15 protein-coding genes are annotated in these 13,899 nt (G+C 49.2%); 3 read left to right on the top strand and 12 right to left on the bottom strand.

From position 1 onward, the window contains the following. The first annotated feature begins 53 nt into the window (after positions 1-53). On the top strand, positions 54-902 hold the full coding sequence (locus tag WBJ53_RS07035) for an SDR family NAD(P)-dependent oxidoreductase (protein ID WP_338875360.1): 849 nt from the start codon (positions 54-56) through the stop codon (positions 900-902). 136 nt (positions 903-1,038) lie between these two features. On the opposite strand, the gene WBJ53_RS07040 is transcribed toward WBJ53_RS07035, so the two are convergent. Further along, on the bottom strand, positions 1,039-1,839 hold the full coding sequence (locus WBJ53_RS07040) for a porin family protein (RefSeq protein ID WP_338875361.1): 801 nt from the start codon (positions 1,837-1,839) through the stop codon (positions 1,039-1,041). A 210-nt stretch (positions 1,840-2,049) separates the two neighbouring features. Between WBJ53_RS07040 and WBJ53_RS07045 the strand changes: the two genes are divergently transcribed. Then, entirely contained in the window at positions 2,050-2,763 is a 714-nt protein-coding gene (locus WBJ53_RS07045) for an SDR family oxidoreductase (RefSeq protein ID WP_338875362.1), read from the top strand. A gap of 62 nt (positions 2,764-2,825) precedes the next feature. Here WBJ53_RS07045 and WBJ53_RS07050 read toward each other — a convergent pair whose 3' ends face one another. After that, the gene (locus WBJ53_RS07050) at positions 2,826-4,517 is read right to left on the bottom strand and encodes a S8 family serine peptidase (RefSeq protein WP_338875363.1); all 1,692 of its coding nucleotides are present in this window, start codon (positions 4,515-4,517) and stop codon (positions 2,826-2,828) included. A 189-nt stretch (positions 4,518-4,706) separates the two neighbouring features. Continuing rightward, positions 4,707-5,099 carry a hypothetical protein gene (locus tag WBJ53_RS07055; RefSeq protein WP_338875364.1) on the bottom strand — a complete coding sequence of 131 codons (393 nt, stop codon included), beginning with the start codon at positions 5,097-5,099 and terminating at the stop codon, positions 4,707-4,709. Between the two features lie 387 nt (positions 5,100-5,486). On the opposite strand from WBJ53_RS07055, the gene WBJ53_RS07060 reads away from it, so the two are divergent. Beyond that, the gene (locus WBJ53_RS07060; RefSeq protein WP_338875365.1) at positions 5,487-5,792 is read left to right on the top strand and encodes a rhodanese-like domain-containing protein; all 306 of its coding nucleotides are present in this window, start codon (positions 5,487-5,489) and stop codon (positions 5,790-5,792) included. Between the two features lie 110 nt (positions 5,793-5,902). On the opposite strand, the gene WBJ53_RS07065 is transcribed toward WBJ53_RS07060, so the two are convergent. The 9 genes from WBJ53_RS07065 to WBJ53_RS07105 all read right to left on the bottom strand — a co-directional run bounded on the left by WBJ53_RS07065 (position 5,903) and on the right by WBJ53_RS07105 (position 13,742). Next, complete coding sequence (locus WBJ53_RS07065) at positions 5,903-6,352, bottom strand: OsmC family protein (protein ID WP_338875366.1); 450 nt, start codon at positions 6,350-6,352, stop codon at positions 5,903-5,905. A 72-nt stretch (positions 6,353-6,424) separates the two neighbouring features. Continuing rightward, positions 6,425-7,837, bottom strand: coding sequence for an MBL fold metallo-hydrolase (locus WBJ53_RS07070; RefSeq protein ID WP_338875367.1), 1,413 nt, complete (start codon positions 7,835-7,837; stop codon positions 6,425-6,427). A gap of 98 nt (positions 7,838-7,935) precedes the next feature. Next, positions 7,936-9,141 (bottom strand): FAD/NAD(P)-binding oxidoreductase, encoded by a 1,206-nt coding sequence (locus tag WBJ53_RS07075; protein WP_338875368.1) that lies wholly within the window; start codon positions 9,139-9,141, stop codon positions 7,936-7,938. 104 nt (positions 9,142-9,245) lie between these two features. Beyond that, entirely contained in the window at positions 9,246-9,728 is a 483-nt protein-coding gene (locus WBJ53_RS07080; RefSeq protein WP_338875369.1) for a DUF6691 family protein, read from the bottom strand. 118 nt (positions 9,729-9,846) lie between these two features. Further along, complete coding sequence (locus tag WBJ53_RS07085) at positions 9,847-10,419, bottom strand: YeeE/YedE thiosulfate transporter family protein (RefSeq protein WP_338875370.1); 573 nt, start codon at positions 10,417-10,419, stop codon at positions 9,847-9,849. An 8-nt stretch (positions 10,420-10,427) separates the two neighbouring features. Next, positions 10,428-11,816 (bottom strand): OprD family outer membrane porin, encoded by a 1,389-nt coding sequence (locus WBJ53_RS07090; RefSeq protein ID WP_338875371.1) that lies wholly within the window; start codon positions 11,814-11,816, stop codon positions 10,428-10,430. A gap of 130 nt (positions 11,817-11,946) precedes the next feature. Then, positions 11,947-12,324: a DsrE family protein gene (locus WBJ53_RS07095; RefSeq protein WP_338875372.1), complete on the bottom strand. Its 378-nt coding sequence runs from the start codon at positions 12,322-12,324 to the stop codon at positions 11,947-11,949. Positions 12,325-12,411: 87 nt separating this feature from the next. After that, entirely contained in the window at positions 12,412-13,467 is a 1,056-nt protein-coding gene (locus tag WBJ53_RS07100; protein WP_338875373.1) for a c-type cytochrome, read from the bottom strand. Between the two features lie 20 nt (positions 13,468-13,487). Then, positions 13,488-13,742 carry a hypothetical protein gene (locus tag WBJ53_RS07105; protein ID WP_338875374.1) on the bottom strand — a complete coding sequence of 85 codons (255 nt, stop codon included), beginning with the start codon at positions 13,740-13,742 and terminating at the stop codon, positions 13,488-13,490. Positions 13,743-13,899 lie beyond the last annotated feature (157 nt).

A 13,899-nucleotide genomic window follows, 5' to 3' on the forward strand; every position in this document is an offset into this window, starting at 1 on the left:
AATGCATCACCTACGACTTAGTAAGTGAACAACTACTAAGCCGTATCTAGTTTATGGGAATCAAAACTGCATTGATAACAGGAGCAAATGCGGGGTTAGGTTTAACAACAGCCAAAGCACTGGCTCAGCGATCGTTCGATCTGATTCTTCTGTGCCGTAATGAGCAGAAAGGCCTTCTGGCGCAGGCCGAAGTTCGGAAAGCCAATCCGGCTGTTCGGGTCGACGTGATAACGGCAGATCTGGCCGATGGTAATTCGGTTCGCGAAGCTGCCCAAAAAATTAATAGAAACTACAAGCGGCTCGACGTGCTGATCAACAATGCTGGTTACACACCAGCCTCAATTGAGTTTACTGCCGATGGCATCGAAAAGTCGTTCTATGCCAGTCATATCGGACATTTCATTCTGACGTATCACCTGCTCGATCTACTGAAAAAAACGGCCAGGGAAACGGGCGACGTACGCATCATCAGCCTATCGTCGGCTGCCCATGCCTTTGGCCGGAAAGCACGTTTTTTTCGACATATCGATTCCATTTCGTCGTGGTCGGCCTATGGCGACGATAAGCTGGCTAATCTGCTGTTTGCGAAAGCAGCCGCTAAAAAGCTGGCAGGTACGGGCATTACGGCCTATTCTGTCCATCCGGGAGCCGTTCGCACAAACTTTGCCAGCGATATGTCGGGCTTTGGTAGCCAGTTGTTTAAACTGGCCAGAACCTTTATGCGTACGCCCGAAAAAGGAGCCCAGACCTCGATATTTCTGGCTTCGGCTCCCCTTAAAGCGATCGGTGAGCAAAACAATGGTGGCTACTTTGCCGATAGCCGTCCGAAATCTCCTTCCAATCGCGACGCAACCGACGCCAATGCCGACTGGCTATGGGAAAAGAGTCTGGCATTTGTATAGACTATTTGTCGTTGGTTGATTGGTCATAAGCATGCTTCTTCTCAATGACTAATCAACCGATTGACTACAAAAATGGCGGTGCCCAGAAGCCACCGCCATTCTAAAACCCACTCTATGAGAAATTAAAAAATGGTGTTTAACGTCTGCCCAGGGGGAAAATGTAGCCGAGTGTTCCCTCTGCCAGAATCGTTTTAGCGTCGGTGCTGAATCCATCGACATCGTTGCCAAGGGCATATAATCCTCTGGCTTCAATGGTAACATGGCCCGGTCCGGCCTTTATCATGGCTCCAACACCCGCGGCTGCCCCAAAAGCAAATCGGCTGCTGCCGCTGTCTATGTCGCGCTTAATACCATTCTGACTGATACTGGCCAGATAAGCACCATAAGGGCCTACGTTGACAAAAAAACGGTTGCCCGCAAAAGTGCCTGAGGCTATTTTTAGAAACAGAGGAACTACAATCTGATCGGACGACGCCTTGAATTTCCCGAAACCGATGTCAGTATTTAGTGTCGTACGGCTGTAATTGATTTCGGGCTGGAACGATAATTTTCCTCGGCCAAACTGAAAGACCAGGCCGCCTACAAAACCTACGGTGGGGTCAGTTTGAGCCACTTCCTCCAAAAAGACGGGGTACGTAATACCGCCCCGCACCCCAATTCGAACAGCCGCACTTTCGGTACTGGATTCCGCTTTTGCCGGAACCGTTGCAACCGTTGCCTCCGTAGCCTGTATTGGGGCCGGGGATGGCGTTTGGGCCGGTGCCGGTGTAGTTGTTATTGGGGCGGCTGTGGTTGCTGACGTTGGTTTTTTCGTAATTCCATGATATTGATCATATAACTCCTGCTGGCGGTTGGTTGTTGGTGCCGGGCGAGTTTGTGCCTCACAAATGGCAGGTATTAATAAGCCAAGACTCAGAAGCAGACACACTGGTTTCATTGGTGAGTAAGTCATTTAAAGAATCACAAGATTAGTCGGTAAGGTAATAAATCCAGTAACAACTATGAGGAAACGGCAGGCAGCTTGAGCATACGGTTCGTTTTCTCTAAACATTTTTTGGCTTATTGGAGTAACAGACTGTATAGCGAGTAAAATAGCTAGTGGGGTAGTTGTATCCCAATTTGCTGTTTACCCATCACGTATCCAATTATGAGAACAGAACATGCACATACGGCGTTGATTACGGGTGCTAACCGGGGAATTGGAAAAGAAATTGCCCGTCAGTTGGCTCAACGTGGTTTTGCCGTTTTTATTGGTTCACGCGATATGGCCAAAGGCCGCGAAGCCGCTGAAGAATTATGCCAGGCAGGCTACGAAGCCACGTTTATCCATCTCGACGTAACCGATCCGGTTAGCATTAAAAATGCCTGCGGTGTTTTTTCACAAAAAGCCGATCATCTGGACGTACTGGTCAATAATGCAGGCATTCTGGAAGATCACGGGGAAAACATTCTGAAACTTAACCCTGAATTGCTTGACCGCGCTTTGAAATCGAATGTGAGCGGACCGATTATGATTATTCAGGATTTTCTCTGTTTTCTACAGCAAAGTTCTACGGGCGGACGCATTATCAATGTATCGAGTGGGGCTGGCGCTTTACACGACATGAGTACGTATGCGCCCGCATATAGCATTTCCAAAACAGCGTTGAATGCAGTAACCCGGCAGTTTGCCGGTGCGCTTCAGGAACATAATATTGCAGTCAACTGTGTCGATCCGGGCTGGGTTCGTACCGATATGGGTGGAACCGGAGCGAGTAGACCCGTCGAAAAAGGCGCTGAAACCATCGTCTGGCTGGCCACTGAAGCCCCCCATCACGAAACCGGCAAGTTCTGGCACGATAAGCGCGAAATTGCGTGGTAGTCTGAACCGGGATTTTCAGGATTATTCAAAAACGCTTCAACGAAGCGAGCCAATCGCGGAAATCATTTAAATCCTGAAAATCCCGGTTCAGACATCAATGCCAGCTTCACGGCCTCATAAGCATTCAGCAAGCCGCCTGTGCTGCTTAAACTGCTGAAGGGAACCTGCTGATTCGATCGGCCCGGTTTGCGAACCATTAGTGTAGGCTTATAACTGCTTTTCAACAGGATTTCTTTCACCTGAACGGCCGTCAGCTTCGGGAAGTAGGACCGAAGCAGTGCCGCTACACCCGCTGCGTGCGGGGCCGCCATACTCGTACCCGAAAAAACAGCATAGTGGTTGTTGGGTATCGTCGATTCGATGTCGGTGCCAGGTGCAAACAGATCGACCGTCTGAGCCCCGTAATTCGAGGAACCAGCCGCCAGCATTTCGTTCAATTGCCAGGTGTTGTTACCAACGACCAGTACGTTCTGAGCTACTTTCCCGTTTTCGTAGCGGGCCGACGGATAGGCCGGAATGGAGTCGTAGTTTTCGCCATTGTTCCCCGCAGCATGAACAATCAGTACATCATGTTTTTCGGCAAAGCGAATGGCCTCGTCGACCTGCTCTTTAAACGGCGACAACCGCTTGCCAAAGCTCATGTTGATAACCTTCGCTCCGTTTTCTACCGCATAACGAATGCCATTGGCAACGTCCTTATCGCGCTCATCGCCATTGGCCGGTACAACGGCAACTGTCATGATACGGGCATTATCGGCAATACCATCGATGCCGATGCCATTGTTACGTTTGGCCGCAATAATTCCGGCTACGTGTGTTCCATGAACAGCCAGTTGCTGCGATTTCCCAATTTGTAGGGTAGGGCTGCCGTAATATCGTTCGGTAAGATCGGCCGGATTGTCGCCAACACCCTGGCGCGGGTTATAGTCAGGATTGTAGGCAATTTCGGCATCGCTGGCCGTGAGTTTGCGGAAAAGTGCCCAGTTGTTTCGAATAATCTGAAGGTACTGGTTATAGGGGCCATAAGACGGATTGTAGGTGCTGGCCAGTGCATTTCGGACGGCCATAGCAACCGAATCGCCAGGCAGATCAACGTTGCGGATCGTCTGTTGCGACAAACTACTGTTGGCGAGAGCTGTTCCGATGCGAGCGGCCGCCTGCCAGAACCGTGAGGTATCTGTAAACGCAATCAGTTTAGCTCTTACGGACCGATAGCGTTGCAGAAAAATCTTTTTGGCTGTCTGATAGGTGTCATACTGGCGTTTTTCGGTTCTGGAAAGCTTTTTAGGATCGGCCTGATCGTATTTGTCTTTAAGTAGAATATAGGTTTGCGTGATTTCTGGTTGGTCGTATTCGTACGTTGTACCATCTTTTTCGCCCATAAAATTCCAGCCCGTCAAATCGTCGATATAGCCGTTTTTGTCGTCGTCGGTATTGTTGCCGGGAGTTTCGCCGGGGTTTTTCCAAATCACATCCTGCAAATCTTCGTGCGCTATGTCGACACCCGAATCGAGTACACCCACCACTACCGGCACCGACGGGCGCCCTTTTAGCAATTCATACGCGCGATTTAGTCCGATTCCAGCAACCGAGTCGGTAAGCGGGTCGAGATAAGGCCAGTTGGTGGGCCGCTTCTGCTCGCGAACCGATTGGAGTTGAGCCTGAGCAGAGGCATATTCGGGGGAAAACAAAAGCAAAAAAAGCCCGAATAGGATACCGAATTGTTGTAAACGAATTGCGTTGCGGGGGTTCATGCCGGTGAAATATTGCTTTTGCACTACGCACAATAACGGAGAAAAAACGTATTTGATATGTTGGCAGGATGCCGGATAAATAAACAGGCATGGCAACTACTATGCCATGCCTGTTTTAAATGAGCGGAAAACTGCGGCCAGACGCCAAAGCGTCCGGCCCAGTTAAACTGGAATTTATGTTTGTCGATGTTATTGAGGTGTTAGCAACCCTTTTACCCATTGGGTAAGAACGGTGTTCGATTTCAGAATTGACGAATCCTGAGGGGTATTGTGGGGTAAATAGGTGTTTAACAGGTCGCAGGCTTCAACACGGCTTACGGCCCGGGCCGACGGTTCTTTCCGGAGTACTTCATCATAAAAGGCCCGTTTGGCTTGCTGAAAACGTTTCGGGACCGTATTGTCCGACGCATTCAGGTCCACGCTATAGTACCTGAAGTAATTCTTCCTGCCGGTAAAGAAGTAAATCTTCTGGTATTCGTCAGAAGAGCCAACAACAACAATTTGTTCACAACGTCGGATAGCGTCCTGAACAGCTTTGTTCAGGTACTGAATACTGATACTGGCAAATGATGATTTTTCCATGATAAAAACAATTCAGGTTGTTTATCCTCTGCATTGAGAAGGGCACAGGCCTAAACGTTGTGGCAGTGGATTCGGTACAAGGCCAGGCATAACGCAGGCTATTACTTCGAAACAAAGATTTAATCTTTTGTCCGGCATTAATAGTTTATTTCTGCGAATGCCAGAAATGGCGATCTAAATCCCCGCTTTTGCCCTCCGAATAAGAATCTCTATTTTAGAAAACCGGCTTCAATTGCCTGTACCAACTCCATGCCTGAGCTTCGTGAGTGGCGTAGCCGAATCGGTTTCAGCCGTTGTTTGGTTTGGATCTGTTATTGGGTGACATATATCACGGAACGGGGCCAACAGTGTGTGTAGTTTTGTTTAACAATAAAATCAGGCAAGACAATGATGAATCTATTTAAATCGGTATTTGGCGGAGCTAATACTTCCAATATAGATGACGTACTGGCTCAGGGGGCTGTAATTATTGATGTTCGCTCGCCGGGTGAGTTTGCTGGTGGTCATGCAAAAGGAGCCGTAAATATTCCGCTGGATCAGCTCGAATCGAACGTGGGTAAAGTGAAGAATTATAAGAAGCCGATCGTCGTTTGTTGTGCATCGGGAATGCGGAGTGCTCGTGCCAAAGCAATTCTGGCGAGCCGGGGCGTAACCGACCTGCACGATGCCGGTAGCTGGCAGAATATAAAATAAATGTTGTTAGTGACAGGGTAGTTAGGTTTGCCAATAGGTCGGGTGGTTTAGTGAAAAAAAAGCGCAGACAAGTTTAGTCGCGCTTTTTTTATTCTCTCTCCAATAAACCGCTAATCATACTCCTTTACGGCAATCCGAATGCTGGGATTCATGATAACCCGTGCGCGGATGGAATTAGAAATCAGGCAGTTTTTTTCGGTTTTATGAAGCACTCGCTGCGCCTTTTCCTGGTCACTTTCGTCGGTAAGGAGTACCTTGGGAAACAGTTTAACTTCGCTGATTTGTAACGTACCATCTATACTTTCGAGTTTTCCGATAGCGCCACAGTCAAAATCTTCGAAATCAAGTTTTGAGTTTTCGGCAATGGCCAGAAACGTGGTCATGAAACAACCCGCTACGGCAGCAACCAGCAAATGTTCCGGCGACCACACTCCCGGCATTCCTTTCGGAAATTCGGGCGGTGTGGCTACTTCAATGGTGTCGGTTAATGTGGAGGCACTGAGCTGGCCTAAACGCGAATACTGCCAGCCCAGATTTACTTCATAATAATGCGGTTCCATATTATAGTACGTTTAACTGGTTTTCGACAGGGTTTACGGCCCGGCCGTAAACCCTGTCGAAAACAGGTATAGTTACAGAAGAGTAGTTGGGCAAACGTAATCGGTTAGTGGTAGCTTACCCGTTTTCTTAATGGCCGCAAAGCCACCGGCAACGTCGATCAGGTTATCGAATCCCCGGGCTTTTAGAATCGAAATGGCAACCATCGACCGGTAACCACCTGCGCAGTGAACATAGTAGGTTTTGTCGCGGTCAATACGAGCCATGTTATCATTCAAATAATCGAGGGGTAAATTTTCCACTCCTTCCACGTGTTCGGATTCATACTCGCTTTTCCGGCGAACATCCAATACGGGTAATTCTGGGTTTTTTGTATAGAGCTCAGCAAACGTTTCGGCCGAAATAGACGTAACGCTGTCAACTTCCCGGCCTTCGGCCTGCCAGCCAGCAAAGCCACCCCGCAAATACCCAATACAGTTGTCGTAGCCGACGCGGGCCAGCCGCAACACGGCTTCTTCTTCCTTGCCTTCGGGCGTAACGAGCAGAATCGGTTGTTTCAGATCGGGAACCAGTGTGCCAACCCAACCGGCAAACTGACCTTCCAGGCCAACATTAATGGCGTTTGGAATAAACCCTTTGGCAAACTCCTGCGCTGCCCGAACATCCAGAATCAAGGCTCCCACCTCATTGGCTGCGGCTTCGAATGCGGCTGGCGACAAAGCCTGCGTACCTTGCCGAATAGCCGAATCGATGCTGCCATAGCCCATTTTGTTTAGAACGGCATTTTTAGGGAAATACTGCGGAGGTGGCATGAGGCCGGTCGTTACTTCTTTCACAAACTCCGCTTTGGTTTGCGCACGCAATGCATAGTTGAACCGCTTCTGATTACCCAGCGTATCAGTCGTTTCTCTGCTCATGTTTTTACCACAGGCCGATCCTGCACCATGTCCTGGATAGACGATCACATCGTCGGGCAAGGTCATAATTTTAGTATGCAGGCTGTCGTACAGATAACCGGCCAGGTCTTCGCGGGTCAGATCGGTCTTCACGGCCAGATCGGGGCGGCCAACATCGCCAATGAACAGCGTATCGCCCGTAAAAATGGCGGTTTGCTTCCCGTTCTCATCAATCAGTAAAAATGTCGACGATTCCATTGTATGCCCTGGCGTGTGCAGTACCCGGATTTTTACGTTGCCAAGCGGAAACTCTTCGCCGTCGGTTGCGACATGAGCCGCGTAGGCCGGTTGCGCTGTAGGGCCAAAGACAATAGTAGCACCGGTTTTAGCCGCAAGATCGAGGTGACCCGATACAAAATCGGCGTGGAAATGGGTCTCGAAAATATACTTGACCGTAGCCCCGTCGGTGGCTGCCCGTTCTATGTATGGTTTTGTTTCACGAAGTGGGTCGATAATGGCGGCTTCGCCTTCACTTTCAATATAATAAGCGGCCTCAGCCAAACAACCGGTATAGATTTGTTCTACTTTCATGATGTTTCAAGGATTAAGTTGATACACCAAAATTGGTTGTTGGGCGAGGCCCGTTCTGTGATGTTTGTTACAAAAAACAGATGATTATCGTCAGCTTTTCAGGCCTTGCCGGTCAGGATTCGGTGCCAGTACATCCAGGGTAGCATATATTTTTTGAGGAGCCACATGGTCCAGCGCGGCACGGCCTGATCGAAGGGGAAGGTCATTTTTGGTTTGTTTGAATAGTCGAATTCGGCCAGCATCAGTTTGCCATATTCGGTTGGTATGGGGCAGGCCGTATAGCCGTCATACTGCGCACTGGACTGCGTTTTGTGCAGATAAGCCAATAGGTGCTCAACCATAACCGGAGCCTGTTTCCGAATGGCTGCTCCGGTTTTTGAGGTAGGTGCATTGCTCACATCGCCACAGGCAAAGATGTTGGGGAAACGAGTGTGCTGGAACGTAAACTTATTGACCTCTACCCACCCCAGTGGTTGTGATGGATCGGCCAGCGGACTGTTTTTGATAAAATCCGGTGCCGATTGTGGGGGCGTAATATGCGCCATATCGAACTGAAGCGATTGCTTCACCACGTTTCCGTCGGCATCTTTCCCTTCGAAGTAAATAGTATGATTTGGACCATCGATTTCCGTAACATTCTGGGAAAAATGCGTTTTGATGCGGTAGCGTTTCAGGAGCCCTTCAAGTGTTCGGGCAAACTCTTTCACGGCGAAAATAGCTCCGGCTCCCGATACATAATGCACCTCAGTATTGGCCAGTACGCCGTTTTTGCGCCAGTAGTCGCAGGCCAGATACATGATTTTGTGCGGAGCACCACCGCATTTAACAGGTGTTGTGGGGTTGGTAAATACCGCGACTCCTCCTTTAAAATTGCGGATCAGTTCCCAGGTATATGGGGCCGTCTGGAACGAGTAGTTGCTCGATACATTGTTTTTGCCCAGCGTTTCCTGAAACCCTTTGATCTTGCTCCAGTCGAGTTGAATACCTGGCACGACCATCAGCGCATTGTAGGTATACATAGCACCGCTCTGGCAGGTTACCTGATTCTGGTCGGGTTGAAAGGTAGCAACGGCATCCCGAATCCACTCGGCTCCATGGGGTATGTAATCCCGTTCGTTTTTCTCGGTATCCCGAACATCAAACTGACCCGCTCCCACGAGTGTCCAGGCGGGTTGATAATAGTGTTTGTCCGATGGTTCGATTATGCCAATCTGTAATGACGGATCTTTATGAAGCAGTTGTGCCGTAGCCGACAGGCCCGCATTGCCTCCGCCAACAACCAGTACTTGAAAATGAGTAGCCATTTTTAGGAATAGTTTAATTTTTTCTAAAAATAGGCCATAAAAAAGCGGTAGTATGTAACATATATCACATACCACCGCTCAGTTATAAGCAGAACAGACGTAAATCAATGAGGGAGCTTGTTGCGCAGGTAGCCGTATGCCCAGGTACCCGCAACGGCGCTCAGTAAAGTTGTGATTATAACTACATAACCGCTACCGATCTGGGCGAACAATGGCCCCGGACAGGCGCCAGTAATGGCCCAGCCCAGCCCAAACAGCAGCCCACCGAAAATTTGCCCTTTGTTGAATTTTTTGGGATGAAACTCAACCGTTTCGCCCGACATTGTTTTGATGTTGAAGCGTTTGATGAGCCAGACTGAAATCATACCGACCACGATAGCTGAACCAATTACGCCGTACATATGAAAGCTCTGAAGCCGGAACATTTCCTGAATTCGGAACCACGAAATGATTTCGGCTTTTACGAACACAATACCAAACATAACCCCAACCACCAGGTATTTGAGGTTAGCGGTCCAGCTTTCCGTTTTTTTCATGTCGTTGGGTGCATCGCATACCAACGCATCAGGTGTTATTACATTTTGCATAATCAGGCAATTGAATGATTGAATTGTTGAATGATTGAATTGTTGAATTAGTAATCTGTTGATAGTCTTAAGGTTGTCTACCTGTCCAATTCAATCATTCAACAATTCAATCATTTATTTAAAACAATTTCATTAGATGGGGAAGAATCAGGTGGGTCATGGCGAAGCCGCCGACCATGAAGCAGCAGGTAGCTACCAGCGACGGCCACTGCAGGTTCGATAAGCCCATGATGGCGTGTCCTGAGGTGCAACCGCCCGCCCAGCGCGTACCAAAACCGACCATGAAGCCGCCCAGCACAAAAAACACCAGACCTTTCAGAGTAAACAGATTGGCCGCATCAAACAAATCGGCAGGCATCAGGCCCGAAAAATCCCGAATGCCCAGCGCTTTCAGGTCGGCAATGGTGGCCGACGAGAGTTGAAACGAATCAGGGTTTTCCAGGAAGGTTGTGGCTAAAAAGCCGCCCATTAACACCCCAACCACAAAAAACAGGTTCCAGATTTCTTTTTTCCAGTTGTATTGGAAGAAGGGAATGTTGGCGGGCATACAGGCCGCGCAAATGTGCCGGAGCGACGACGAAATACCGAACGATTTGTTTCCGATAAGTAATAAAGTAGGAACTGTAAGTCCAATAAGCGGCCCGGCCACATACCACGGCCAGGGTTTCCGGATGAGGTCAATAAACTCCATGAATTGATTTATAAACGATAGTTGAGAATTACATTTAGTTGATTCATACCTACGCGATTGTAGACATATCGATTATTATCGTAGGTGTTGCCAGCGTTGGTTTTTAATACCCATAATACCTGAACATCTAAACCATTTAAAAAATTACTTAACCGATAGGTAAGAGCTAGATTGGCTTGCGTATAGGAGGGCATTCCATATTTATTCAGAACAACGTTTTTAACATCGGGCAACTGATAGTATCCGAAACTGGCTTCAGCTTTAATACGTTTTCCAGGCGTGTAGAAAAGGTTCGTGCTGACGGCCGTTACATCACCAAAGCCGTCGTTCTTCTCCCGCATCAGAAACGTATAGAATGGATCGCGGCCCCATTCGCGTGGCATCAGATAGCGCCCTTCGGCAGTGATACGGGTAGCATTCAGATACGTAGCCCAGCGAGTGGTTTGGTAACCTACCCGCCCCGACACTATCAGCGATCGATTGCCGGGCTGATCGTAGGCTTTGGCTGCTTCGGCGTTGCCCCCGTCGCCAATGCTCCATTGTCGGGCCAGTTGAAAACCGGCCACTACCTGCCGCTTTTCTCCGGTTGGCAGGCTCATATCGGCCTTCGCATAAGCCACATTAAAGATGTTCTGTACGTGTGTGTCCCAGAGTTGAAGCGTCACGTTTCCCAACGTTTGCGTCAGGCTGAGTTGGCTAATGCCTGCCGATTGTGTGTTGCCCGCATACTGCGAGGCTTTGCCGGTATTATCGATACCAACTGGATACAAACCGATGCTTTCGCCTACGTTAAACCAGCCTATTGTGGAGCGTGGGGCCATGCGTGTCAGGTATTCGGCATGGATTTTTGTATTGGCCAATTCATTCCAGTCCAACACAATGCCCTCTACAAACGTGGGCGACAACCGGCCATCCTGTGGGTTGATGAATGGGCTTCTTGGTAGCTGTCGGCCGAGCGTAATGGTCGATTTTTTCCCGAACTGGTATTGAACATACAATTCTTCGAATCGGCTCAATAAGGCGTGATTACCTGGATTTTGCAGGTCGAAGAGGCCAATTTCATAGCGGTTTAATTGATTGGTTTGCGGATCGCGGGCGGCTAGATCGGACGATAGCAGCTTTTTACTGAAAAACCCGCTGCCCGCTATTTTTAAATGGTTGAAAAGGCGCGGTGTCTGATAACCAAGCCCTACGCCAATACCCCAGGCATATGAGTCGGTCAGGTCGTCCTGGTTGTCAGTAGCCATAAAAAACGACCGGGCACGTATCAGAAATCGATCCCGACCAAGCCAGCGTTGCTGTTGAGTGGTGAGTGTATCTGGTCGATTAGCCCATACGGCCATATTATTGGCCGATAGGCCTAAAATCAGCCCGAAAATCGATAAGCGTCGGATCATGCTCTGTGGCTATACTGAATAACGTATACAAAGCTCGATAGATGATTTCCGGCTTTCCGTGATAATTGTTACATAGGAGAATTTAAACCAGTATTGTCATTGAATGCAGTTAAAAGTGCCTATTGAATCACTAAAGCCCGCCCTTAATATAGGCCCAGCCCTGTTCCTGTTTAAGAATGAGTTCGACGATGGCAACGGGAACCGTTTCGACAAAGGGTAGCATATCGGCAAGGCTTAACTGCTTGCTGCGAAGGCTGTTTTCACACACAACGAACCGGACATGGTGCGAATCGGCAAAAGTCTGTAACTGACGGGCATGCTGGGTTTGCTGAGTAGTAACCAGGCTGATGCCGGGGCCATGAACAACTACTTCAATTTCGACCTCTGGCCATGCCGCCAATAGATTTTTCAGATTACTGATCAGCGCTTTCTGCGAAGCCACATCGGGCGACACAAACTGAAACACAACCCGGTGGCCGTTGCCCGAGTCAGGGGAGGAGAGGTTCATAAGTTGAGTGATATATGGTTTACGGGATTCGGCTTGCGGGGGTTCTGCCTGTCCAGAACCTGAGTAAGAGAGCCCCTGTAAACCGTTCTACATTTTCTTCGCGGCTTCGATGGGTTTAAACGGCCCAAATTTATGCTGTTTTTCGGAAAACGAATCGGCATAGGGGCCAAACGGATGATCGACCGGTTTTTTAGCGATGTTGGGCCAGTCTTTGCTGAGGTCTTTGGTTGGCCGGGGCATCGAGTTAATAAAGGCGGCAATGTCCCAGGCTTCCTCATCACTTAGCTGAGGACTATCCCAACTAGCTCCCAGCGGCATATTGGCCTTGATATAGCCCGCCAGCCGCGAAATGCGAAACAGGCCGGCTCCCTGGTTATAGCTATGGGGCCCCCACACTGGCGGAAACGTATAGCCACTACCGTCGGGTTTGGCAATGCCCTGCCCCGTTGCGCCATGACAGCTTATGCATTTTTGCTGATACGCCAGTTTCCCTTTTGCAGGATCGGCGGCCCGGTCGAGGTAAGGCACTTTCCAAATGCCCGAACCGTTGGGGCTTTCGCCTTTCGGAACGCCATCGCCCAGAAAATGGATATAGGCTACAATGGCTTTCATTTCGCGGCTATTGCTGTCGAGATCTTTTCCGTTCAAACTCCGTTCAAAACAGTCGTTCACCCGTTTTACGATGCCTTCCGTTGAGCCGGAGCGAGCCCGAAACTTTGGGTACGTAGCTGCCACGGCGCTATAGTTGTTACCCCAGGGCTTGGTTCCGGCATCCAGATGGCAATTCTGACAATTCATGCCATTAGAAATAGGCGCTATCGTTCCGGCTGGGCCCAGATATTGGGCTGTATTGGCAATAAGTTCTTTACCATATTGAATCAACTCCCCGTTTTTTGCTGTTTTCATGCCCGATTCGACAGGAGCCTGCCAGAGCGGTTTTTCGGTATCGACTGGTTTCGCTGTTGCCAATGTCGTTGCCTGCGCTGCCAGTTCGGGCGTTTTGGCCGATGGCGTTAGCCAGCCAAAACGCAGTGCAATCAGTATAGCAGTGGCCACGGTAGCCACTATCAGCAATCCGGACAGCGCCAGCAAGGTCCGTTGGAGCGATTGGATGGTTTGCTCAAAAGGGTCTTTCGCTTGCATACATTCGTCTAATCAGAGAGTTATCGACCCGTTTTTTGGGTTGTGTTTGGCCGGGTAACATACCAGATTGAATAAACGAGCAAGCCGACCCAGGGAAAGCCATGCAGGGCAAGGTCGCCCCAGTCGATTAGTTTCATCCCGGTAGCACCGCCCAGCACCCATCTGAATTTTCCGATGATATGTGGTTCCGGAAAAAAAGGCGCAAGCCCCAGCGTTAGGCAGCCCATTGCGAGCGACCGAAACACGGGGTTTTTCCATAAAGCAACAGTAGCCATTTTGCTGAGTAATAAAGTTTTGGCCAAAAGTCTGGTTTATGGAAATGGGAAACAGTAACAATAGTCACAGAGCAGTCAATGACTGAAAACAGATCCTGCCATTTCCTGTTTGGCAGGCAAATCGGCCGATAAATTCATGAGTCAATAATGGCAACCA

Origin of the sequence: Spirosoma sp. SC4-14 (assembly GCF_037201965.1) — a bacterium.
GTDB lineage: Bacteria > Bacteroidota > Bacteroidia > Cytophagales > Spirosomataceae > Spirosoma.

Excerpts from the sequence above, each read along its gene's own strand:
- WBJ53_RS07035 (WP_338875360.1), top strand. The coding sequence starts at position 54 with ATGGGAATCAAAACTGCATTGATAACAGGAGCAAATGCGGGGTTAGGT.
- WBJ53_RS07040 (WP_338875361.1), bottom strand. The coding sequence starts at position 1,839 with ATGAAACCAGTGTGTCTGCTTCTGAGTCTTGGCTTATTAATACCTGCC.
- WBJ53_RS07045 (WP_338875362.1), top strand. The coding sequence starts at position 2,050 with ATGAGAACAGAACATGCACATACGGCGTTGATTACGGGTGCTAACCGG.
- WBJ53_RS07050 (WP_338875363.1), bottom strand. The coding sequence starts at position 4,517 with ATGAACCCCCGCAACGCAATTCGTTTACAACAATTCGGTATCCTATTC.
- WBJ53_RS07055 (WP_338875364.1), bottom strand. The coding sequence starts at position 5,099 with ATGGAAAAATCATCATTTGCCAGTATCAGTATTCAGTACCTGAACAAA.
- WBJ53_RS07060 (WP_338875365.1), top strand. The coding sequence starts at position 5,487 with ATGATGAATCTATTTAAATCGGTATTTGGCGGAGCTAATACTTCCAAT.
- WBJ53_RS07065 (WP_338875366.1), bottom strand. The coding sequence starts at position 6,352 with ATGGAACCGCATTATTATGAAGTAAATCTGGGCTGGCAGTATTCGCGT.
- WBJ53_RS07070 (WP_338875367.1), bottom strand. The coding sequence starts at position 7,837 with ATGAAAGTAGAACAAATCTATACCGGTTGTTTGGCTGAGGCCGCTTAT.
- WBJ53_RS07075 (WP_338875368.1), bottom strand. The coding sequence starts at position 9,141 with ATGGCTACTCATTTTCAAGTACTGGTTGTTGGCGGAGGCAATGCGGGC.
- WBJ53_RS07080 (WP_338875369.1), bottom strand. The coding sequence starts at position 9,728 with ATGCAAAATGTAATAACACCTGATGCGTTGGTATGCGATGCACCCAAC.
- WBJ53_RS07085 (WP_338875370.1), bottom strand. The coding sequence starts at position 10,419 with ATGGAGTTTATTGACCTCATCCGGAAACCCTGGCCGTGGTATGTGGCC.
- WBJ53_RS07090 (WP_338875371.1), bottom strand. The coding sequence starts at position 11,816 with ATGATCCGACGCTTATCGATTTTCGGGCTGATTTTAGGCCTATCGGCC.
- WBJ53_RS07095 (WP_338875372.1), bottom strand. The coding sequence starts at position 12,324 with ATGAACCTCTCCTCCCCTGACTCGGGCAACGGCCACCGGGTTGTGTTT.
- WBJ53_RS07100 (WP_338875373.1), bottom strand. The coding sequence starts at position 13,467 with ATGCAAGCGAAAGACCCTTTTGAGCAAACCATCCAATCGCTCCAACGG.
- WBJ53_RS07105 (WP_338875374.1), bottom strand. The coding sequence starts at position 13,742 with ATGGCTACTGTTGCTTTATGGAAAAACCCCGTGTTTCGGTCGCTCGCA.